We start from the raw sequence: 19,692 nt of genomic DNA on the forward strand, positions 1-19,692 counted from the left end.
CGGCCGGCCCGCGGCGACGAGCGGTCACGGTGTAGGCGGCGTGCACAGGAGTGACGGGCACGCGAACCTGTGGTCCGTGGTCGGACCGATACCCTCGCGTGGAGCCCGAGCCGGCGACGGAAAAGCCCTGCGTCGTCCGGCGCCGTTATCGCAACACGGTGCAGTACTCGATCGCAATAGCCGACGGCCAGTGTCCTTTTCAGTTGGCGCAGTTCGCGGGAGCGATGGTGCGAAACCCCGCGTGGCCGCGAGTGGTGGATCAGGGACGCGGGCGGGCGAGGGTGAGTGCGGCGGTGAGCGACAGTGCGGCTGAGGCCGCGAGCACCGCTGCCATCGGTACCGCGCTGCCTTCGCCGCCCAACCCGACCAGGGGCGCGGCGAGCGATCCGATGACCGACTGGAGGGCGCCCATCAGCGCTGCCGCGGTCCCGGCGTGGTGTGCGTGTCGGTCGAGGGCGAGGGTCGTGCCGTTCGGCATCACCATGCCCAGCGACGCGATGAAGACCAGCAACGCGCCCGTGAGGAGTAGCTGGCTGGTGGCGATCGCGCCGGCCAGCACGGCCGTGGCCGCCACCGCACTCATCCCGAGGGTGCTGACCAACAGGGTGCGGGGCGAGAACCGGTCCAGCAGGCGGACGTTGGCCTGCCCGACCGCCACGAAGGCCAACGCGTTGAGACCGAACAGCAGACCGAATGTGCTCGCCGAGAGGTGGAACACGTCCTGGAAGACGAACGACGAACCGGAGATGTACGCGAACAGCCCGGCGAAGGCGAGCCCCTGGGTCAGCGTGTACCCCAGGTAGACCCGGTCGGTGAGGAGTTCGCGAAGCGACCGGACGGTGCCGGCGAGACCGTCGCGGCTGCGCCGGTGCGCGGGCAGGGTCTCGGGCAGCCGGGCCGCCACCACGGCGGTGAGCAGGGCGCCGATGACAGCGAGGAGGACGAAGAGGGTCCGCCACGAGCCGAAGCGCAGCACCAGGCTGCCGACGGTCGGCGCCGCGATCGGGGCGAGTCCGAAGACCAGGGTGAGCCGGGAGAAGTACTTCGCTGCCGCCCGGCCTGAGTAGAGGTCGCGAACGATGGCACGGGTCACCACGGCGCCCATGCCGCCGGCGAAGCCCTGGGCGAACCGCAAGGCGGTGAACGTCGGTGCGCTGGGCGCCGCGGCACAGGCCAGGGCGAGCAGGGTGTACGCCGCGAGGCCGATCAGCACCGGGCGGCGCCGGCCCCAGCGGTCGCTGAGCGGGCCGGTGACGAACTGGCCGAGGGCGAGCCCCACCAGGCAGGTGGTGAGGGAGAGCTGAATCTGGGCCTGGTTCGCGTCCAGGTCACGGGCCATGGTGGGGAGCGCCGGCAGGTACATGTCCAGGGAGAGCGGGCCGATCGCGGTGATCCCCCCGAGGAGGAGCAGCAGGCCAAGCCCACCACCGACCCCGACTGGCTGCGGCTGGCCGGCGGGAGCCGGGGCGCCGGGTGCGGTCAACTGCGCGTTCTGCGTCACTGAGGTCCCCTGGGATTCGCCGATCAACCGGCTAACCTTAGCTCTGTATCCAGAGTCTTCTAACGTGAGGTGGTGGGCGACACAGTGGCGACCGAGGACGTGACGGCGCGGCCGGTGCCGGGCCTCGACCTCGCTTCGACAGCGGCGCTGGGTGCCGTCGTGGGCGAGCTGCACCGCCGGCTGCGGCGCGTGGCCGCCCGCGACGCCAACTGCCTCCCGTTGCCGGAGGCACAGGTCGAGCTGCTCCTGCTGGTCCGGGCCCATCCGGACGTCAGCGTGAAGGACGCCGCGTGCCGCCTGCACGCGGCCCCCAACACGGTGAGCACCCTCGTCCGGGACCTGGTGGCCGCCGGACTGCTGCACCGCGAGTGCGCTCCGGCCGACCGCCGTACCGCCCGGCTGCGCCTCACCGACGCCGCCCGCGCTCGGATCGCCGAACACGAGCAGCAGCGCGCCGCCCTGCTCGGCGCCGCGGTGTCCCGGCTGTCTCCCGAGGCACGCGCGGCGGTCGTGGCGGCCACTCCGTACCTGACCTGCCTGGCAGACCTGCTAGACCCTTCGGATTAACCCTCGGTCACAGCTCGCCGTTGAGTTCGGCGTAGCCGCGCCGGGTGGCGATCAGCGCGGGACGGGCACCGAAGGGTGCCTCGGCGGCCACCCGCTCCGCTGGCGTCCCACCGGCATGGCCAGCCCGGATCTGCCAGGCCAGGTCGCTGAGCAGGCCGTGCTGGACGTGCACGAACTCCTGGTCAACCAGATCGCCGTGGCCCGGCACCACCACTGTGGTCGGGGTCGTCATCCGCAGCAGCTCGGCGACCGCCTCCGGCCACCGCAACGGGTACGAATCCTCGAACGCCGGCGGGCCGCTCTGCTCCACGAGATCACCCGCGACGAGCACCTCCACATCGGGTACGTGCACCACCAGGTCCGCGGCGGTGTGCGCCCGCCCCAGGTGCCGCAGGACGACCTGGCGGCCACCCACGTCGAGCACCTCCCGCCGGTCCACCAGGTGCGTCGGTGCCAGTACGTCGGCGTCGAGCAACTCGTCGGCGAGGTGGGGCTGCTCGTCGCGCATCTCCGCAGATGCTTCCCGGCGTAGCCGGTCCGGGTCGCGTAGGGCGGCGGCGGCGAGCGGGTGCGCGTAGACCGGGCGGGGTGGATCGCCGGCCAGAGTGGCGTTTCCGAAACAGTGGTCGAAGTGGTGGTGCGTGTTCACCAGCACCCACGGGTGCGGGGTGACGGCCCGCGCCGCCCGGGCCAACTCCGCTGCCTGGCCGGCCGTGGAGAGGGTGTCCACGAGCAGGGCCGCGCCGTCGCCGACGAGCAGGGTCACGTTGACCCGTAACAGCGGCTCGCGTAGCACGTGCACCCGGTCGGCGACTTCGACGAAGCGGAGGGTCATGACGACCGCCCGGCCCGCTCGAGGAAGCGCTGTCGGTCAACCAGGAGTCGTTCCACCCGCCCCTCGGCGACGGTGGCGCCGCCCTCGGTGACGGAGATCGCAAAGAGCAGCCGCCGATCCTGGACCTCCGTCAGCCGGGCCAGCGCCACCACGGTCCGGCCGACCGGGGTGGCAGCGCGGTGCTCCAGCGCGATTCGGACTCCCACGGTCGTGGTGCCACCGGGCAGCTGGCGGGCGATCGCCGCGACCGTCGCCGCCTCGGCCAGGGCAAGAATTCGCGGCGTGCCCAGGACCGGCACGTCGCCGGAGCCAATGGCATGGGCGGTGTCGGCAGCGGTGACGATCAGCTCCACCCGGGCGGTCGAGCCCGGGGAGAAGGGCTCCTGCATGGTCACCAGCCTATGCGTCGGATGGGGCGCCGGTCACGCTTGAGCCGAACCGCCCAGGGCCTCCTGCGTCCGCCGCTACGCCAACTTCTTCCACTTCGTGGTGGCCGTTGCCGGCGGGCCGCTGATCGGCACCGAGCGTCGCCACCTGGACAGCTGCGTGCTACCGCGGTCGGCTGGCGCGGCGCGCCTGGTGCGCGCGTGCGGTCAGCTCGGCGGCCAGGGCCCACGCCTCGGCGACTGCTCGGTCGGGGGCGGCGGCCCCGGCGCCGCCGGCGGTGTCCGCGTGCACCGTCGCCAGCCCCAGCCGTCGCTGCACCGGCCCCTGCACCACTCGTACGCTCTGGATCCTCGCGTACGGCACGACCACGATCTGGCGGGTGAGCAGGCCGGAGCGGACCGCGAACACCCGCTCGTGCAACCCCGCACCGAGTACCGGCTGACTCAGCGGGTTCAGCCAGCGAGCCCGGGGCGGCGGTGCGGTCAGCGGCAGCTCGTCGAGGCGTACCCCGGGCAGCACCTCGGCGAGGATCGCCTCGGCGACCGGTTGCCTGCCGACCGGGAGAAGCTGGTCTGGTCGGTTGCGCCCGTCGGCTTCCCCCGTCGAGTAGCCGGCCACCTCCAGCCGCAGCCGCAGCCAGCCCTTCGCCCGCCACAACAACGGCCAGGTGGCACCGACCGTCTGCACCCGGTGCAGTGGCACGGTCTGCGCTCGCGTCTCCAGCAGACCGTTGCGGATCCGCAGGGTGTCGGCAGCACGAGCCAGCTGGAAGTTCCAGTCGTCGAGCACGCGGCGGATGGGCTGGAGCAGCACCCCGGCCATCGCGGTCAACGTGCTCGCCACCGCGACGAACGACCAGGAGTCCCCGGAGAGGAACTGCGTCGCCACGAAGGCCACCCCGAACGGGATCATGAGGGCCTGTGGGGTGAGCAGCTGGCTCAGTAACAGGTCCTGGTTCCGGACGGCGTGCAGCGGTTGGCCGGGCGGAGCCGACTCCGGGCGGACCAACGGTGCGTCCGGTGCCGGTGCGGTGGCCTCCGGTTGTGGACCAGCCAGGGCGAGCAGCCGCTGTCGCAGGGCGGCGGCGTCCGCCACGCTCAGATAGGCCAGCGGCGCCTCGGTCTTGCCGCCACCGACCACTTCGAGGCGCAGCTCCGCCAACCCGGTGAGCTGGGCGAGTAACGGTCGGACCACCTCCACGGCCTGGAGCCGCTCCAGCGGGATCGCCCGGATGCGTCGCCAGAGCAGACCCTCGTACACCCGGAGCTCGCGGTCCACGATGTGATAGCCGGTGTTGTACCAGCTGACCACCGCGAGCACGGTCGCACCGAGCGCCAGCACCACCGCCAGCACCGCGAACCAACCCACGCCCACCCGGGACAACGTGGACCAGGAGAGCCCAGCGATGACCACGACCAGTGACTTGGCACCGTGCAGCGCGGGGGAGAGCGGATGTAGCCGCTGCCGCCGTTCGGCGCCGTTCGGGGGCACCGGTGGGGTGGGCATGCCGGCTGGTGGGCGCCAGCCGGGGTGTGGTGGCGGGGTGGGCGGATAGCCGCCGGGGTGCGGCGGGGGCATGCCGGCTGGTGGGTGCCAGCCGGAGTGCGGCGGGGGCATGCCGGCTGGTGGGTGCCAGCCGGGATGTGGTGCCGGGGCGGGCGGATAGCCGCCGGGCTGTGGCTGTGGGTCGGGTGGCCGGGTCTCTTCTGGGTCTCGCGCGGCCGGCTCGCTCACAAGCCCTCCGCCCGGTCGCGACCGAGCGCGGTGAGGCGGTCGCGGAGTCGGGACGCCTCGGCCGGGCGTAGCCCCGGCACTCGCGCGTCCGTGGCCGCCGCCGCCGTGTGTAGTTGGACGGTAGCCAGGCTGAAGGCCCGTTCCAGCGGTCCGGCGCTGACATCAACGAACTGCATCCGCGAGTACGGGACGATGGAGAGCCGGCGCACCAGCAGCCCGTGTCGGACCAGAAGGTCATCCTCGCGTTCGGCGTATCCCCACGCGCGTACGGCCCGCACGATGGTGATCGTCCGTAGCGCGGTCAGCAGGAGCACCCCGGCGAGGGCCACGCCGAACGCCCCCAGGCCGCTGACCGCCCACCCCACTGCCAGCCCGGCCAGCACGACGACGATCAGCACAGCCAGTCGCAGCAGCTCCACCCAGATCAGGTCGGTGGAGACGGACCGCCAGCGGACAGTCTCCGGCCAGGGCTCCAGCGGACCGGGGGGTGGACCGGTCGGGGGCGGGGCAGCGGGCGGGAGCCCGGCCTGCTCGTCGCCGGTCACCGTGCGGTTCCGTTGTGCGCGTTCACGAGTCGAGAGTAGGCGATTCTTCCGTCGGAACAACCTCGCGGAGGAAGCCCCGGGCGCCGAGGAAGTCGCCGAGCGTCACCCGGTGCTCGGGACAGGCGAGCCAGGTCTTACGTCGCGCCGCGTCGTGTAGGCGGGGATTGTTCCACCGCAGCGCCCACTGGGCGGGGGCCGTGCAGCCACGGGCTGAGCAGACCAGGGCGGGGTTTGCGGGGGTATCCATCCCGGCAAGTCTAAGGGTGGCCGAGGGAGAGTTTGAGCGCCGGGCGACCACGGGGGGAGCCGCCCGGCGACGGGATGAATCGTACACGTTCCGTACCGATCGCTGTCCACCCCGCTGACGGGCGATTTCGGTGGATCGGCCCGCGGGGCGGGAAACGGGGGCTCGCGCCGCCGCGTACCGCCACCGGTCATGTCAGTCTTGTACCGCACCACGCCCGAGTACCGATCATGCTGTGGAGGACCGGTGGCCCAGCCGAGCACGCCCGATGCCAGGACCTCCGACGGGTCGACCCCGCCGTCTCCGCAGAGCACTCCGGCTGCGGACGCCACTGTGCTGGAACGGGCGCTGTTCGAGGTCAAGCGGGTGATCGTCGGGCAGGACCGGATGGTCGAGCGGATGGTCGTCGCGCTGCTCGCGCGGGGGCACTGCCTGCTGGAGGGGGTTCCGGGGGTGGCGAAGACGCTCGCCGTGGACACCCTCGCCACGGTGGTCGGCGGGTCGTTCGGCCGGGTGCAGTTCACGCCCGACCTGGTGCCGGCCGACATCATGGGCACCCGGATCTACCGACAGTCGAGTGAGAAGTTCGATGTCGAACTGGGGCCGGTGTTCGTCAACTTTCTGCTCGCCGACGAGATCAACCGGGCACCCGCCAAGGTGCAGTCGGCGCTCCTGGAAGTGATGAGTGAGCGGCAGGTCTCGATCGGCGGTGAGACGCACCGGGTACCGGACCCGTTCCTCGTGATGGCCACCCAGAACCCGATCGAGCAGGAGGGTGTCTACCCGCTTCCGGAGGCGCAGCGGGACCGCTTCCTCATGAAGATCGTCGTCGGCTACCCGACAGCCGCCGAGGAGCGGGAGATCGTGTACCGGATGGGCGTGGCACCGCCGGAACCCGACCCGGTGTTCACCACCGCCGACCTGGTCGCGCTACAACGCAGGGCAGACCAGGTCTTCGTGCACAATGCGCTGGTCGACTACGCGGTCCGGCTGGTGCTGGCGACCCGGAGCCCCGCCGAGCACGGCATGCCCGACGTCGCCCAGCACATCCAGTACGGGGCGAGCCCGCGAGCCTCGCTCGGCCTGGTCCGCGCCACCCGAGCCCTGGCACTGCTGCGCGGCCGGGACTACGCGTTACCCCAGGACATCCAGGACATCGCGCCCGACATCCTGCGGCACCGGCTGGTGTTGAGCTACGATGCGCTCGCCGACGAGGTGCCGGCCGACCACATCGTCGGCCGGGTGCTGGCGACGATCCCACTGCCCGCGGTGGCGCCGCGCCAGCAGGCCACCCCGGCCGCGGTGCCCCCCGGCCCCGAGTGGCCTGGGCAGCAGCCGTGACCCCACCCGCCCGTCGGTCAACCGACGCCACCGGCCATGATGCCGTCGACCCCACCGTCCGTAAGCGCACCGAGGCCACCCTGTCCCGGCTACACCTGCTCGTCACCCGCAAGCTTGACGGTCTGCTCCAGGGTGACTACGTCGGACTGCTACCCGGTCCGGGCAGCGAGGCGGGGGACTCGCGCGAATACCGCCCGGGCGACGACGTTCGGCGGATGGACTGGCCGGTCACGGCGCGCACCACGATGCCGCACGTGCGGCGCACGGTGGCTGACCGGGAGCTGGAGACGTGGCTTGCGGTGGACCTCTCGGCCAGCCTCGACTTCGGTACCGGCCGCTGGCTCAAGCGGGACGTGGCGGTGGCCGCCGCCGCAGCGCTGGCTCACCTGACCAGCCGGGGCGGCAACCGGGTCGGTGCGGTGATCGGCACCGGGAGCGAGCCGGCCGCCGCCGGTCGGGGTGCGTCGGCGTCCGGGCCCGGCCGATTCACCCGGCTGCCCGCTCGCTCGGGTCGCCGGGAGGTGCAGGCCCTGGTCCGGGCCGTCGCCGGCACCGAGATCCGGCCCGGCCGGGGCGACCTCGGCGCCCTGGTCGACCGGTTGAACCGGCCACCGCGGCGGCGTGGTGTGGCGGTCGTCGTCTCCGACTTCCTGGCGCCACCGGCCCAGTGGGCCCGGCCGCTGCGCAAGCTGCGAGTACGCCACGACGTGCTGGCCATCGAGGTGCTCGATCCGCGTGAGCTGGAGCTGCCCGACGTGGGCGTACTGCCGGTGGTTGACCCAGAGACCGGCGAACTGCACGAGGTACGGACCGGCGATCCGCGGCTGCGCCGCCGCTACGCCGAGGCGGCTGCCGCCCAGCGGGCGGAGATCGCCGCGGCGCTACGTGCCGGGGGTGCCGCCCACCTGAGACTGCGTACTGACCGAGACTGGCTGCTGGACATGGTGCGCTTCGTCGCCGCGCAGCGGCACACCCGCACCCGGGGGACGACACGATGATTCGTTTTCTACAACCGTGGTGGCTCCTGGCCGTACTGCCGGTCCTCGTCCTCGCCGGGCTGTACGTGTGGCGGCAGCTGCACCGCCGGGCGTACGCGCTGCGGTTCACGAACGTGGAGCTACTGCGTACGATCGCGCCGAAGGGCCTCGGGTGGCGTCGGCACGTACCGGCGACCGCGTTCCTCCTCTGTCTGCTGGTGCTCGCCACGGCGCTGGCCCGGCCGTCGATCGACACCCGGCAGCCCCTGGAACGGGCCACCGTCATGCTCGCTGTCGACGTCTCCCTGTCCATGCAGGCCGACGATGTGGCCCCGAACCGGCTGGCGGCGGCCCAGGAGGCGGCGCAGCAGTTCGTCGCCGAGTTGCCGGCCAGCTACAACCTCGGGCTGGTCTCGTTCGCGAAGGCAGCCAACGTGCTGGTGCCGCCGACCAAGGACCGGCAGGCCGTGGTCACCGCCATCAACGGCTTGGCGCTGGCCGAGTCGACGGCGACCGGGGAGGCGGTCTTCACCTGTCTCGAGGCGATCCGTGCGGTGCCGGCCGACGGCACGGCGGGGATTCCGCCGGCCCGGATCGTGTTGCTCTCCGACGGCTATCGCACGTCGGGCCGGTCGGTGGAGGAGGCCGCCGCGGCGGCGCAGGCCGCTAATGTCGCCGTCTCCACGATCGCCTTCGGGACCGACGGCGGTCAGGTCGACATCGGTGGCCAACGCCAACGGGTGCCGGTGGACCGGCTCGCCCTGGCGGATTTGGCGGCGACGACCGACGGGCACTTCTACGAGGCGGCCTCGGTGAGCGAGCTGAAGCAGGTGTACCAGGACATGGGATCGTCGATCGGGTTCCGGACCGAGCCGCGCGAGGTCACCCAGTGGTACGCCGCAGTGGCGCTGCTGCTGGCGCTCTGCGCCGGCGCGACCAGTCTGTTGTGGTCGTCTCGGATCGTCTGATGCCGCCGCTGCCGGCGGCGGCGGCGAGAGGATCGCACTGGGATCCGGTGGCGGGTCAGTGACCGCCACCGGCCAGGACGAAGAGGACGGCCACCCAGACCGCGGCCAGGGTGAAGCCCAGGGGGGCGACGTAACGGCTCATGGGAAGTGGCTCCGGTGGCGACTGGGCGCGGGCGTCGGGGTCCGCGGGAGGGTGGTCAGAACGCGCACACAAAGTCGTGGCCGGCAGCTCCGATCGTCACCCGGTGATCGGTCCGGTGTGGGCCGGCATCCGGTGGCGCGAGGGAGCGGGTCTGGTCAGCCGTGCCAACGGAACTCAGCGGGGCTGACGGTCGGCCCGGCCACGACTCGGAGGATCGCTATCTCGCACAGCGATCACCTCCTGCGGTCGGCGGGGCCCAGGGATGCGAGTCGTAAGGCGGGCTCGCAAAACGGCGCCATCGTACACCTTGGTCGGTGGGGTCTCGAAGTAGGCCGGGGTGGGGTGACCGTCGCCGGGTGGTTGAGGTGGGTTTCGCCTGGTCGGTCGTGGTCGCCGCCGTGGCGCGTTAGCGCTTACCTGCCGGTAACCCCTAGGCTCCGACCCGACGTGGAGATCTTCGGAGCTGAGGGGGAATCGTGGCCCGTACCGTGCTGGTGACCGGGGGTAACCGCGGTATCGGTCTGGCTGTTGCCCAGGCCTTCGTCAAGCAGGGTGACCGGGTGGCGGTGACCTACCGGAGTGGGACGGCGCCCGGCGCCGACGCGGCCGACTCGGGAACCGGTGCCGGCCGTCTCTTCGGGGTCCGTTGCGACGTGACGGACACTGCTTCGGTGGACGCGGCGTTCACCGCCATCGAGGCGGAGCTCGGCCCGGTCGAGGTGCTGGTGGCCAACGCCGGCATCACCGATGACACGCTGCTGCTGCGCATGTCCGAAGACCAGTTCACCGGGGTGCTGGACACCAACCTGACCGGCGCGTTCCGCTGCGCCAAGCGCGCCTCGACCAAGATGCTCCGGGCCCGGTGGGGTCGAATGATCTTCATCTCCTCGGTGGTCGGGCTCTACGGCAGCCCGGGCCAGGTCAACTACGCCGCCAGCAAGGCCGGCCTGGTCGGCGTCGCCCGGTCCATCACGCGGGAGCTGGGGAGCCGCAACATCACCGCGAACGTGGTGGCACCCGGCTACGTCGAGACCGATATGACCGCCGCGCTACCCGAGGACCGCAAGACCGAATACCGCAAAGCCATCCCGGCTGGCCGCTTCGCCGCCACGGACGAGGTGGCCAGCGCCGTCACCTGGCTGGCGGGGGACTCCGCCGGCTACATCAGCGGTGCGGTCATCCCGGTCGACGGTGGCCTCGGCATGGGGCACTGAGAGGAGACATCGACATGTCAGGATTGCTCGCCGGTAAACGGCTGCTGGTCACCGGCGTCATCACCGACGCCTCGATCGCCTTCTCGGTGGCCCGCCTCGCCCAGGAGAACGGCGCGCAGGTGGTGCTCACCGGCTACGGTCGGCTCTCCCTGGTCGAGCGGATCGCCAAGCGGCTACCCGAGCCAGCTCCGGTAATCGAACTGGACGTGACCAACCGCGAGCACCTCGCCGGGCTCGGCGACCGGGTCCGGGAGCACGTCGACGGCCTCGATGGGATCGTCCACTCCATCGGCTTCGCCCCGCAGAGCTGCCTCGGCGGTGGCTTTCTCGACGCGCCCTGGGAGGACGTCGCGACGGCCGTGCACGTCTCGACCTACTCGTACCAGGCCCTCGCCACCGCGGCGCTGCCGCTGATGGCGTCGGGAGGCTCGGTGGTCGGGCTCACCTTCGACGCCACCAAGGCGTGGCCGGTGTACGACTGGATGGGCGTCGCCAAAGCAGGCCTGGAGTCCGCCAGCCGCTATCTGGCCCTGCACCTGGGCCCGAAGGGCATCCGCAGCAACCTGGTCGCGGCCGGGCCGCTGCGGACCATCGCCGCGAAGTCGATCCCGGGCTTCGGGCAGTTCGAGGACGCCTGGTCGGCGCGGGCACCGTTGGGGTGGAACCTCACCGACTCCGAGCCGGCCGCCCGAGCCTGTCTGGCGCTGCTCTCCGACTGGTTCCCAGCGACCACCGGCGAGATCGTCCACGTCGACGGCGGCTACCACGCCATCGGCGCCTGATCCGGCCGACGGCCCCGGCCGGGGCCGTCGTAAGGTCACCGAGGCTGCGGGGAAGAATGGGGCCATGGCGTACGACGCGGTGGTGCTGGTTTCTTTCGGCGGGCCCGAGCGGCCCGAGGACGTGATGCCGTTCCTGCAGAACGTGACCCGGGGCCGGGGTGTGCCGCCGGAACGGTTGGCCGAGGTCGCCGAGCACTACCAGCACTTCGGCGGGGTGTCGCCGATCAACCAGCAGTGCCGGGAGCTGCTTGCCGCGGTTCGGGACGACTTCGCCGCCAACGGTGTTGACCTGCCGGTCTACTGGGGCAACCGGAACTGGGACCCGATGCTCGCCGACACCGTGGCGCAGATGCGCGACGACGGGGTCGAGCGGGCCCTGGCCTTCGTGACCAGTGCCCTCGGCGGATACTCCTCCTGCCGGCAGTACCAGGAGGACATCGCCGCGGCCCGGGCGGCGGTCGGCCCGGACGCGCCGGTGATCGAGAAGCTGCGCCAGTTCTGGGACCACCCCGGGTTCGTCGAGCCGCACGTCGATGCGGTGCGGACGGCGTTGGCCCAGGTGGACCCGGCGCGACGGGACAGCACCCGGATCGTCTTCACCGCCCACTCGATTCCCACCTCCGCGGCGGCAGCCGCCGGCCCGCACGGTGGCCGGTACGAGGCGCAGTTGGCGGAGACCGCTCGGCTGGTGCACGCCGCCGCGGCCCCCGACCTCGCCTACGACCTGGCATGGCAGAGTCGTTCCGGGCCCCCACAGGTACCCTGGCTGGAGCCGGACGTCAACGACCACCTGGCGGAGTTGCCCGGGCAGGGCGTCACCGGGGTGGTGGTCAGCCCGATCGGGTTCGTCTCCGACCACCTCGAGGTGGTGTGGGATCTGGACACCGAAGCCCGGGAGACCGCCAAGCAGCTCGGTCTGGACTTTGTTCGCGCCGCCACGCCGGGCACCGATCCCCGGTTCGTGGCGATGGTGCGCGAGCTGGTCCGGGAACGGGTCGATCCGGCTGGCGCGACGTTGCGCCGGCGCCTCGGTGACCTGCCGATGTGGGACACCTGCCCGACAGCCTGCTGCGTTCCGGCCCGCCGCCCCTCCTGACCGCTTCGGCGGCCCGACACCAGGGATCCGAGAGATGAATGATCGTAAGCCCGTCCAGAGCTGGCTCACCGACATGGACGGGGTGCTGGTGCACGAGGGCCAGCCGGTGCCCGGCGCGCCGGAGTTCATCGCCCGGCTGCGCTCCTCCGGTAGGCCGTTCCTGGTGTTGACCAACAACTCCATCTACACGCCGCGCGATCTACAGGCCCGGCTGGTTCGGATGGGGCTGGACGTGCCAGAGTCCGCGATCTGGTCGTCCGCGTTGGCCACCGCGCAGTTCCTGGCCGATCAGCGGCCGGGCGGCACCGCGTACGTGATCGGCGAAGCGGGGCTGACCACGGCGCTGCACGCGGTCGGCTACGTGCTCAGTGACTTCGCACCGGACTATGTGGTGCTGGGGGAGACCCGTACCTACAGCTTCGAGGCGATCACCAAGGCGATCCGGCTGATCAACGACGGGGCCCGGTTCATCTGCACGAACCCCGACGTGACCGGCCCGTCGATGGAGGGCGCGCTGCCTGCCGCCGGTTCGGTCGCCGCGATGGTGTCGAAGGCGACGGGCGTGGAGCCGTACTTCGTCGGGAAGCCGAATCCGATGATGATGCGGTCGGCGTTGAACACCATCGACGCGCACTCCGAGTCCACGGCGATGATCGGCGACCGAATGGACACCGACATCCTCTGCGGGCTGGAAGCGGGGTTGGAGACGATCCTGGTGCTCACCGGCATCAGCAGCCGGACGGAGGCCGAGCGCTACCCGTACCGGCCGTCGCGGATCGTGGCCTCGGTGGCTGACCTGATCGACGAGATCTGAGGCCGGCCGCCGCGGTGGCGGCCGGGCGGTGCGGCGGCCCGGGGCGGGCTACCCGCGCCCCGTTACGGGCGTAGCGGGGCGTTGCAGGCGGCGGCCAGCGCCTGTCGACAGGCGCTGGTCAACGGGCGCAGCGCCGCGTCGCGCTGCTGGGCCTCGTAGTTGTTGACCGCGCCCCCCGGGGCGGTCTGCCCCGCCAGGGCGAGTACCCGATCCAGCACGGCGGCGCGGGCGAAGAGCCGGCGGGCGCGGGGGTCGAAGCCGGGCGGCAGGTCGGTGGTGCCGTCGGGGCGGCGCAGCGCCTCCAACGCCCCGGCCAGCTCCGGCCGCCACTGGGCCACGTCGAGCCGGGTCAGCGTGGCAGTGGTCTCGGCGAGGGCGGCGGCGAGCTCCGCCTCTGCCTCCGCCGCGCCGGGGAGATGGAGTGATGCGGCCGGCGCGTCGGCCGGCAGCGGGTAGACCCGCCACAGCACGGTCTCGAAGACATCCCCGGAGCCGGAGGTGTGCGTGCGCAGCTGCGGGACCAGGCCGAGTGAACCAGCGACCACCCCCTCGCCCGTGAGGAGAGCGGCACCGGCGAAGTCACCCGGGCCGGGCAGTCCGCGGGGGTCACCGGGCGCGGGCAGCACCAAGCGGATCACGTCGGGCGAGAGCTTGGCGAGCGTGGGCAGCGCCTCGGGTAGGGCGACATCGGTCCAGGTCCCGGGTGCGTCGGCGACCAGGTGCTCCTCGTCACCGGCGATGGCGTCGGCGACCTCGTCGAACGGCACCAGCCCGGCACGCCACGCGCGCACCCAGGCAACGAACCGGCTGGACCGGCGTGGCACGGCAGTGACCGCGCCCGCTGCGGGGGTGGACATGCCGAAAGGGTACGTCCTCCCGCCCACCTCTGTCTCGGCTGCCGCCCCAGCCGTCCCGCACCCCGACCGGCGTGCCGGGTCGGTGGCGGGGGCCCGCTGGGGCTAGCTTGATCAGCATGGCAGGGCGTTACGACCATGACGTGTTGGCGGGGGACTGGCGGCGGCGCCGGGTCATCCCGGAGGTGGCCGCGGAGCTCGACCTGGTGGTCGAGGACGCCGACTCGGGGTTCTGCGGCGCGGTGGTCGGGTTTGAGGCCGGCGCGGTGCTGCTTGAGGACCGGCACCGACGGCGGCGTACCTTTCCCCTGCTACCGGCGGCGTTCCTGCTTGATGGGGAGCCGGTGACGCTGCGTCGCCCCTCCCGTCCCGCGGTGCCGGCGGCTCGGCGACGGACCGCCTCCGGCTCGATTGCCGTCGACAACGTCCGCGCCCAGGTGGCGAAGGCGAGCCGGATCTGGGTGGAGGGGGTGCACGACGCCGCCCTGGTGGAGCGGATCTGGGGCGACGACCTGCGCGTCGAGGGGGTGGTGGTGGAGCCGCTGGACGGGATCGACGAGCTCGACGTCCGGGTACGCGATTTCGCCCCCGGCCCGGGCCGGCGGCTCGGCATACTTGTTGATCACCTTGTCCCCGGTTCCAAGGAGAGTCGGCTGGTGGCCCGGGTGAGCTCGCCGCATGTGCTGGTGACCGGGCATCCCTACGTGGACGTGTGGCAGGCGGTACGGCCGGCCGCACTGCACATCTCGGCCTGGCCGGTGGTGCCGCCCGGGCAGCCCTGGAAGGAGGGGGTCTGTGCGGCGCTCGGGGTGGCCGAACCCGCCGAGTTGTGGCGGCGGATCCTGTCCCGGGTGAATTCTTTCGCCGACGTCGAGACGCCGTTGATCAATTCGATGGAGCGGTTGATCGATTTCGTCACCGAGCCGGCGCCCTGAGTCGGCGGCGCTGGAGTCAGGCGTTAGCCGAGCCCGGCGGCGGCGCCCTGAGCCAGCGGGTTCGTCCGATTCCGGTGGGCGTTCCGGGCTGACCCGGTTCGGGTTAGAGATCCGACCGGGGCGGGTGTGAACACGTGCTGCCGGGCTACGGCGAGTTGGCAATTCGATGACACGTGCACCGGCGTGTCACGATCGTGGTGTGGACGCGGTGCTGTGGATTGTCGTCGGGGCGGTGCTCGCCGTCGCCGAGATCTTTACGACGACGCTGTTCCTGATCATGTTTGCGGTCGGGGCGTTCGCGGCTGCCGGCGCAGCCGCGCTCGGGGCGCCCGTGGAGATCCAGGCGGTTGTCTTCGCCGTGGTCTCGGCGCTGACCGTGCTGGGCGCCCGTCCGGCGTTGCGGCGTCGGATTACCCTCACCTCGACCGAGGAATCACCATTCGGTGTCGGCGCGATCGAGGGGAGCGCGGCCCTCGTGTTGGAGCGGGTCGACGCCCACAACGGGCTCGTCAAAATCGACGGCGAGTTGTGGCAGGCCCGTTCCTACGATGCGACCCAGGTTTTCGCGCCGGGGGACCAGGTGCAGGTGATCCAGGTGCGCGGCGCGACCGCGCAGGTGTGGCGGGATGATGTTTCCCGGCCCGGCGAGCTACCTGAGACGAAAAGGTGAGTAGATGGACTTCCTGTTGCCGGTCCTATTGATTGCTCTGGCGATAATCGGCGTGGTGACCCTGGCCCAGGCGGTGCGGATCGTGCCGCAGCAGCGCCAGGACGTGGTGGAGCGGCTCGGCCGATACAAGCGCACCCTGGACCCGGGGCTGAACCTGCTGGTGCCCTTCATCGATTCGGTGCGCACCAAGGTCGATATGCGGGAGCAGGTGGTCAGCTTCCCGCCGCAGCCGGTCATCACCTCGGACAACCTGGTGGTGTCGATCGACACCGTGCTCTATTTCAAGGTGGTGGACTCGGTCCGCGCCACGTACGAGATCTCGAACTTCCTGCAGGCGATCGAGCAGCTCACGGTGACCACGCTGCGTAATGTCATCGGCTCGCTCGATCTGGAGCGGGCGTTGACCAGCCGGGAGGAGATCAACCGGCACCTCTCCGGTGTGCTGGACGAGACCACCGGCCGCTGGGGCATCAAGGTGACCCGGGTGGAGATCAAGGCGATCGAGCCGCCGCCGAGCATCCGGGACTCGATGGAGAAGCAGATGCGCGCCGAGCGGGACCGTCGGGCCGCGATCCTCAACGCCGAGGGGCACAAGGAGTCGCAGATCCTCACCGCCGAGGGCGAGAAGCAGGCGGCGGTGTTGCGCGCCGACGGTGACCGGCAGGCCCGCATCCTGGAGGCCGAGGGGCAGGCGAAGGCGGTCCGGACCGTCTTCGACGCCATCCACCAGGCGAACCCGAGCCAGAAGGTGCTCGCCTACCAGTACCTGCAGGCGCTACCGCAGATCGCGAACGGCTCCGCCAACAAGGTCTGGATCGTTCCGGCCGAGCTGACCAAGGCGCTGGAGGGCATGGGCGGCGCGTTGGGGGGCCTGAGCCAGATGGTCGGTGACGCACCGTCACCGGAGGCCTCCGACGGGGCCAGCCAGGTCGAGCGGGAGGCCGACGAGGCCGCACGGGCCGCCGCGGACGCCGCGCGGCAGGTCCACGACGAGGCACGCGTCGCCGAGGCGCAGGCCGCCGGAGGTGCGGAGCCGAAGGGGCTGCCCGCGCCCGAGCCGGTCCGCGCGGAGAACCTGCTGAACGACTCCACCGAGCAGCGCGAGCGGGGCTGACCGTCGACCTCGCGCGATAACGCGAGAACCCCTCATGTAGCGCTCCGGTGCCTGCCACCATCGGTCGTAAGGCGGGCGGTGACCAGGTTTCGGGGCGCCTCAGCGCGTCCCGCACCGCTCGGGCGGAGCGAGGTGACGGATGAAGAAGGCGGACAGGCAACGCCACTCCGCGGCGGCGGACGTGGGGGCGCACGACCCGATCGCGCCACTGGGCACCCGCCGCGCCGGCGGCGGATTCGGCGTGTTGCCGTTCATCGGGGACCCGCCGCCGGGCGCGCCGGCTACCGACGCGACCTGGGCGTGGTCGATCCGTCGGCTGGCCCGCGCGGCGGTGTGGCTGCTGCCCGCGTACGCGATCCTCTACGGGATCGTCGCGATGGCGAGCGACCGGGGCATCGGCAACGCGCCGTACCCAAGCGACGGCCGCCCGCTATACCTGGTGGGCTGGTTGCTGGCGACCTGGCTGGGACTGCTCGCGGTACTCGCGCTGGCTGGTCTGCTGGCGGCGACCCGGAGCCGACGGGCCGCGGTGACCGGGCTCCTGCTCAGTATCACGGGCCTGGTGTTGATGTTGCCGTTCGCCGGCTTGGCCGCGCAGACGCCGGTCTTCGGCACCACCGCCCGGGTCGTGGTTCTGGTCGGCTCCGCCTGCTACGGCCTGGGTTGGCTGGCCACCGGATGGGCGGTCGCCCGTTCCGGCATGTTCAGCATCGGCGACGGTGTGATGTTGATGATCGCGGCGCCGCTGCTCGGCCTGGCGGGTTCGCTGATCGGTTCGTTGCAGACCTTCGGCGCGATCTTCGCACTGATCGCCGGCATCGGCATCGGCTACCGTTCCGGCCGCCTGCTGCCCCGCGACATCATTCGCGACGCCGCCAACGCCAGTCTGCCCACGGCCGCGCCGACTGCCGGCGGCCCGGCCGGAACCGGCGGACCATTGGCCGCCGGCTGACCTGCTTCGACCGGGGATCACGCGGGATCCGACAGGTGGCTGATCCGGACGTTGAGATCGCTTCGTGGCACCCCCGGTGCCGACCTCCGAACCGCCGCGTATTCGATCTGGATGCGAACAGGCGGCGGTTCGGGTGGGCGGTGGAAGCCCGGGTCAGACGTGGCGGCCGTGGTTAGTCGGCCACACCGATGGCCTGACGGGGGCAGGCCAGCGCCGCCTGCCGGACCTCGTCGTGCTGCTCGGGTCGCGGCTCTTCCACGAGTAGCCAAGCGATGCCTTCGTCGTCCTGGTCGAAGACGTCCGGAGCGGCGAGAACGCACTGTCCGAGGCCGTAGCATCGGTCACGGTCGAGGTTCACCCTCACCACGCCACCGCCAACTCTGACACGCGGTACATGATGTCCTCGTCCTGCACCTTCAGGTCGGCGTCGCTGTCGGCGAGGCGCAGGGTGGGAAAGCGTTCCAGCAACCGGCCGTAGACCACCTCGAGCTCCAGCCGGGCCAGGGCGTGGGCCGGACACTGGTGGGGGCCGTAGCCGAAGGACAGATGCTGGCGTGCGTTGCGTCGCACATCCAGTTCGTCCGGCCGTTCGAACACCGCGGGATCGCGGTTGGCGAGGGGTGGCAGGGCCACCACCCCCTCGCCCGCAGTCACTGTTTGGCCGTCGACCTCCACGTCGTCCATGGCCACCCGGGGTATGCCGAATTGGATCATGGGCAGGTAGCGCATCAGCTCGTCCACCGCCCCGGGCATCAGGTGGGGCTCGCGCCGCAGCAGTTCGAGCTGGTCGGGATGGCGTAGCAGCGCCGCGACGCCCAAACCGATCATGTGCGCTGTGGTCTCCTGCCCAGCGGCCATGGTGGTCCAGGCCAGCCTAATCAGCATTTCCCGGTCCAGCTCGCCGGTGGCCAGGTAGCGGCGCACCATGTGTCCCAGCAGGTCATCTCGGTCGTGGTGCTCCCGGTCGGTCACCAACGTGTCGAAGTAGGAGACCATGTCCTGCAGGGCGGCGATCTGATCGGCGCTGCTGGTCGAGTCCATCAGCTTGGCCGCCATGCCGGTGAACAGTTCGTATTCGCTCAACGGGATGCCGACGAGGTGGCAGGCCACCCGCGACGGAACTACGAGCGCGACATGCGTGACGAGGTCAGCGCCGGGCCCGGCCGCTGCCAGCTGGTCGAGTGCCTCGTCGGTGATCTGGGTGATGACCGGCCGCATGGCCTTCGCCCGCCGGACAGTGAGCTCGCCGGTCAACATGCGGCGGTAGTACCTGTGCCGCTCGCCGTCCATGGCGCCGAGCGTGTCCTTGAGGAGGTCGTCGACCGGTTTGCCAGTCCGGTTGGGAAAGCCTGGATGCGACATGTCGGAACTGAGGCGAGGGTCGCTGAGTGCCGCGCGGACCCCTTCGAAGCTGGTGATCAGCCACGATGGCTTTCCGTCGGCCATCCTGACCGGTGCCACCGGGCAGCGGCCGCTGAGCTCGGTGTAGGCCTCCGGGGGGTCGAACGGCGTGGCTCGCTCGAACTGGGGGAACGTGAGTTCGGGTGCCAGCGTGTGCAGCGGTGTGGCGGTCTCGGGGTCGGGTGCGGCGGCAGAGTGCGACGACATATGGATTCTCCATGGGGGATCGGGATGAGGTTCCTCCGTTGGCTCCGGACGCGGTGCGTGGTGGCGCACGGCAGCGACAGCGCCCGGGCTCCGTCGGCATGGGCTGCCTAGATGCGGTAACAGGGTGGGCGGGTGCCCGTCGGCGGCCGTCGGAATCGGTCGCCGTCAGTGGCGCAGCCGGTGTGTGTTACCTGGAGCACAGTCACACTTTTCCTTCCTGGTGCGGACTCGACGCCGCGAGCTGCCCCGTGTGATGGGGATGCGTTTCCAACGTGTCCGTCATTTCGTCACTCGGGTCCCCACAAGAGGGGTGTGGAGGTGGGCCTGATGCACATGATCCATGTCGCGAACGCGACGTATCAAGCGATGTGTCGCAACGGCTGTCCACTGAATCGCGGGGGACGCAACGCCG

General features: G+C 71.3%; 21 protein-coding genes. 12 read left to right on the plus strand and 9 right to left on the minus strand.

All coding sequences use genetic code 11. The annotated features are described in order from the left end of the window. Positions 1–259: 259 nt before the first annotated feature. The gene (locus AC1UKG_RS05230; RefSeq protein WP_482642728.1) at positions 260–1,501 is read right to left on the minus strand and encodes a multidrug effflux MFS transporter; all 1,242 of its coding nucleotides are present in this window, start codon (positions 1,499–1,501) and stop codon (positions 260–262) included. A 72-nt stretch (positions 1,502–1,573) separates the two neighbouring features. Between AC1UKG_RS05230 and AC1UKG_RS05235 the strand changes: the two genes are divergently transcribed. Then, complete coding sequence (locus tag AC1UKG_RS05235) at positions 1,574–2,068, plus strand: MarR family transcriptional regulator (RefSeq protein ID WP_018814130.1); 495 nt, start codon at positions 1,574–1,576, stop codon at positions 2,066–2,068. A gap of 7 nt (positions 2,069–2,075) precedes the next feature. On the opposite strand, the gene AC1UKG_RS05240 is transcribed toward AC1UKG_RS05235, so the two are convergent. From AC1UKG_RS05240 to AC1UKG_RS05260, 5 genes are all read right to left on the minus strand, one after another. After that, positions 2,076–2,903, minus strand: coding sequence for an MBL fold metallo-hydrolase (locus AC1UKG_RS05240; protein ID WP_018814131.1), 828 nt, complete (start codon positions 2,901–2,903; stop codon positions 2,076–2,078). Next, on the minus strand, positions 2,900–3,292 hold the full coding sequence (locus tag AC1UKG_RS05245; protein ID WP_482642729.1) for a thioesterase family protein: 393 nt from the start codon (positions 3,290–3,292) through the stop codon (positions 2,900–2,902). The genes AC1UKG_RS05240 and AC1UKG_RS05245 overlap by 4 nt, the downstream gene beginning before the upstream one ends. A gap of 160 nt (positions 3,293–3,452) precedes the next feature. Beyond that, entirely contained in the window at positions 3,453–5,024 is a 1,572-nt protein-coding gene (locus AC1UKG_RS05250; RefSeq protein WP_482642730.1) for a PH domain-containing protein, read from the minus strand. Beyond that, positions 5,021–5,569 carry a PH domain-containing protein gene (locus AC1UKG_RS05255; protein WP_018744309.1) on the minus strand — a complete coding sequence of 183 codons (549 nt, stop codon included), beginning with the start codon at positions 5,567–5,569 and terminating at the stop codon, positions 5,021–5,023. The genes AC1UKG_RS05250 and AC1UKG_RS05255 overlap by 4 nt, the downstream gene beginning before the upstream one ends. Before the next feature lie 22 nt (positions 5,570–5,591). Beyond that, complete coding sequence (locus AC1UKG_RS05260) at positions 5,592–5,816, minus strand: hypothetical protein (protein WP_080638668.1); 225 nt, start codon at positions 5,814–5,816, stop codon at positions 5,592–5,594. A 243-nt stretch (positions 5,817–6,059) separates the two neighbouring features. Here AC1UKG_RS05260 and AC1UKG_RS05265 point away from each other — a divergent pair, with 243 nt between their 5' ends. The 7 genes from AC1UKG_RS05265 to AC1UKG_RS05295 all read left to right on the plus strand — a co-directional run bounded on the left by AC1UKG_RS05265 (position 6,060) and on the right by AC1UKG_RS05295 (position 13,147). Then, positions 6,060–7,154 (plus strand): AAA family ATPase, encoded by a 1,095-nt coding sequence (locus AC1UKG_RS05265; protein WP_475890791.1) that lies wholly within the window; start codon positions 6,060–6,062, stop codon positions 7,152–7,154. Then, on the plus strand, positions 7,133–8,152 hold the full coding sequence (locus AC1UKG_RS05270) for a DUF58 domain-containing protein (protein ID WP_018814134.1): 1,020 nt from the start codon (positions 7,133–7,135) through the stop codon (positions 8,150–8,152). The genes AC1UKG_RS05265 and AC1UKG_RS05270 overlap by 22 nt, the downstream gene beginning before the upstream one ends. Continuing rightward, positions 8,149–9,099 (plus strand): VWA domain-containing protein, encoded by a 951-nt coding sequence (locus tag AC1UKG_RS05275; protein ID WP_018744312.1) that lies wholly within the window; start codon positions 8,149–8,151, stop codon positions 9,097–9,099. The genes AC1UKG_RS05270 and AC1UKG_RS05275 overlap by 4 nt, the downstream gene beginning before the upstream one ends. A gap of 618 nt (positions 9,100–9,717) precedes the next feature. Continuing rightward, a complete protein-coding gene (gene fabG / locus AC1UKG_RS05280) occupies positions 9,718–10,455 on the plus strand; it encodes a 3-oxoacyl-ACP reductase FabG (RefSeq protein WP_018744313.1) in 738 nt (245 codons plus the stop codon). Between the two features lie 14 nt (positions 10,456–10,469). Next, complete coding sequence (gene fabI, locus AC1UKG_RS05285) at positions 10,470–11,237, plus strand: enoyl-ACP reductase FabI (protein WP_018744314.1); 768 nt, start codon at positions 10,470–10,472, stop codon at positions 11,235–11,237. 64 nt (positions 11,238–11,301) lie between these two features. Continuing rightward, a complete protein-coding gene (locus AC1UKG_RS05290) occupies positions 11,302–12,333 on the plus strand; it encodes a ferrochelatase (RefSeq protein WP_018814136.1) in 1,032 nt (343 codons plus the stop codon). A gap of 34 nt (positions 12,334–12,367) precedes the next feature. Next, the gene (locus AC1UKG_RS05295; protein WP_018731717.1) at positions 12,368–13,147 is read left to right on the plus strand and encodes an HAD-IIA family hydrolase; all 780 of its coding nucleotides are present in this window, start codon (positions 12,368–12,370) and stop codon (positions 13,145–13,147) included. A gap of 62 nt (positions 13,148–13,209) precedes the next feature. Here the strand turns inward: AC1UKG_RS05295 and AC1UKG_RS05300 are convergent, their stop codons facing one another. Beyond that, entirely contained in the window at positions 13,210–14,004 is a 795-nt protein-coding gene (locus AC1UKG_RS05300; protein WP_018744316.1) for a hypothetical protein, read from the minus strand. Positions 14,005–14,120: 116 nt separating this feature from the next. Between AC1UKG_RS05300 and AC1UKG_RS05305 the strand changes: the two genes are divergently transcribed. The 4 genes from AC1UKG_RS05305 to AC1UKG_RS05320 all read left to right on the plus strand — a co-directional run bounded on the left by AC1UKG_RS05305 (position 14,121) and on the right by AC1UKG_RS05320 (position 17,672). Then, entirely contained in the window at positions 14,121–14,936 is an 816-nt protein-coding gene (locus tag AC1UKG_RS05305; RefSeq protein ID WP_482642731.1) for a DUF3097 domain-containing protein, read from the plus strand. A gap of 199 nt (positions 14,937–15,135) precedes the next feature. Next, complete coding sequence (locus AC1UKG_RS05310) at positions 15,136–15,606, plus strand: NfeD family protein (RefSeq protein ID WP_018744318.1); 471 nt, start codon at positions 15,136–15,138, stop codon at positions 15,604–15,606. Between the two features lie 4 nt (positions 15,607–15,610). Then, positions 15,611–16,720 carry an SPFH domain-containing protein gene (locus AC1UKG_RS05315; RefSeq protein ID WP_018744319.1) on the plus strand — a complete coding sequence of 370 codons (1,110 nt, stop codon included), beginning with the start codon at positions 15,611–15,613 and terminating at the stop codon, positions 16,718–16,720. Positions 16,721–16,859: 139 nt separating this feature from the next. Continuing rightward, entirely contained in the window at positions 16,860–17,672 is an 813-nt protein-coding gene (locus AC1UKG_RS05320; RefSeq protein ID WP_018744320.1) for a hypothetical protein, read from the plus strand. A 172-nt stretch (positions 17,673–17,844) separates the two neighbouring features. Here AC1UKG_RS05320 and AC1UKG_RS05325 read toward each other — a convergent pair whose 3' ends face one another. Together AC1UKG_RS05325 and AC1UKG_RS05330 are read right to left on the minus strand one after the other, a co-directional pair. Beyond that, a complete protein-coding gene (locus AC1UKG_RS05325) occupies positions 17,845–18,039 on the minus strand; it encodes a ferredoxin (RefSeq protein WP_018731723.1) in 195 nt (64 codons plus the stop codon). Next, the gene (locus tag AC1UKG_RS05330; protein WP_018814137.1) at positions 18,033–19,280 is read right to left on the minus strand and encodes a cytochrome P450; all 1,248 of its coding nucleotides are present in this window, start codon (positions 19,278–19,280) and stop codon (positions 18,033–18,035) included. Before AC1UKG_RS05330 ends, AC1UKG_RS05325 begins: the two co-directional genes overlap by 7 nt. Between the last annotated feature and the right edge of the window lie 412 nt (positions 19,281–19,692).

Source organism: Salinispora sp. CH2A1_6, from assembly GCF_056820975.1.

Bases quoted from the DNA above. Each gene is read 5' to 3' on its own strand.
- AC1UKG_RS05240 (WP_018814131.1), bottom strand. From the start codon at position 2,903: ATGACCCTCCGCTTCGTCGAAGTCGCCGACCGGGTGCACGTGCTACGC.
- AC1UKG_RS05245 (WP_482642729.1), bottom strand. From the start codon at position 3,292: ATGCAGGAGCCCTTCTCCCCGGGCTCGACCGCCCGGGTGGAGCTGATC.
- AC1UKG_RS05260 (WP_080638668.1), bottom strand. From the start codon at position 5,816: ATGGATACCCCCGCAAACCCCGCCCTGGTCTGCTCAGCCCGTGGCTGC.
- AC1UKG_RS05275 (WP_018744312.1), top strand. From the start codon at position 8,149: ATGATTCGTTTTCTACAACCGTGGTGGCTCCTGGCCGTACTGCCGGTC.
- fabI (WP_018744314.1), top strand. From the start codon at position 10,470: ATGTCAGGATTGCTCGCCGGTAAACGGCTGCTGGTCACCGGCGTCATC.
- AC1UKG_RS05290 (WP_018814136.1), top strand. From the start codon at position 11,302: ATGGCGTACGACGCGGTGGTGCTGGTTTCTTTCGGCGGGCCCGAGCGG.
- AC1UKG_RS05295 (WP_018731717.1), top strand. From the start codon at position 12,368: ATGAATGATCGTAAGCCCGTCCAGAGCTGGCTCACCGACATGGACGGG.
- AC1UKG_RS05300 (WP_018744316.1), bottom strand. From the start codon at position 14,004: ATGTCCACCCCCGCAGCGGGCGCGGTCACTGCCGTGCCACGCCGGTCC.
- AC1UKG_RS05305 (WP_482642731.1), top strand. From the start codon at position 14,121: ATGGCAGGGCGTTACGACCATGACGTGTTGGCGGGGGACTGGCGGCGG.
- AC1UKG_RS05315 (WP_018744319.1), top strand. From the start codon at position 15,611: ATGGACTTCCTGTTGCCGGTCCTATTGATTGCTCTGGCGATAATCGGC.
- AC1UKG_RS05320 (WP_018744320.1), top strand. From the start codon at position 16,860: ATGAAGAAGGCGGACAGGCAACGCCACTCCGCGGCGGCGGACGTGGGG.
- AC1UKG_RS05330 (WP_018814137.1), bottom strand. From the start codon at position 19,280: ATGTCGTCGCACTCTGCCGCCGCACCCGACCCCGAGACCGCCACACCG.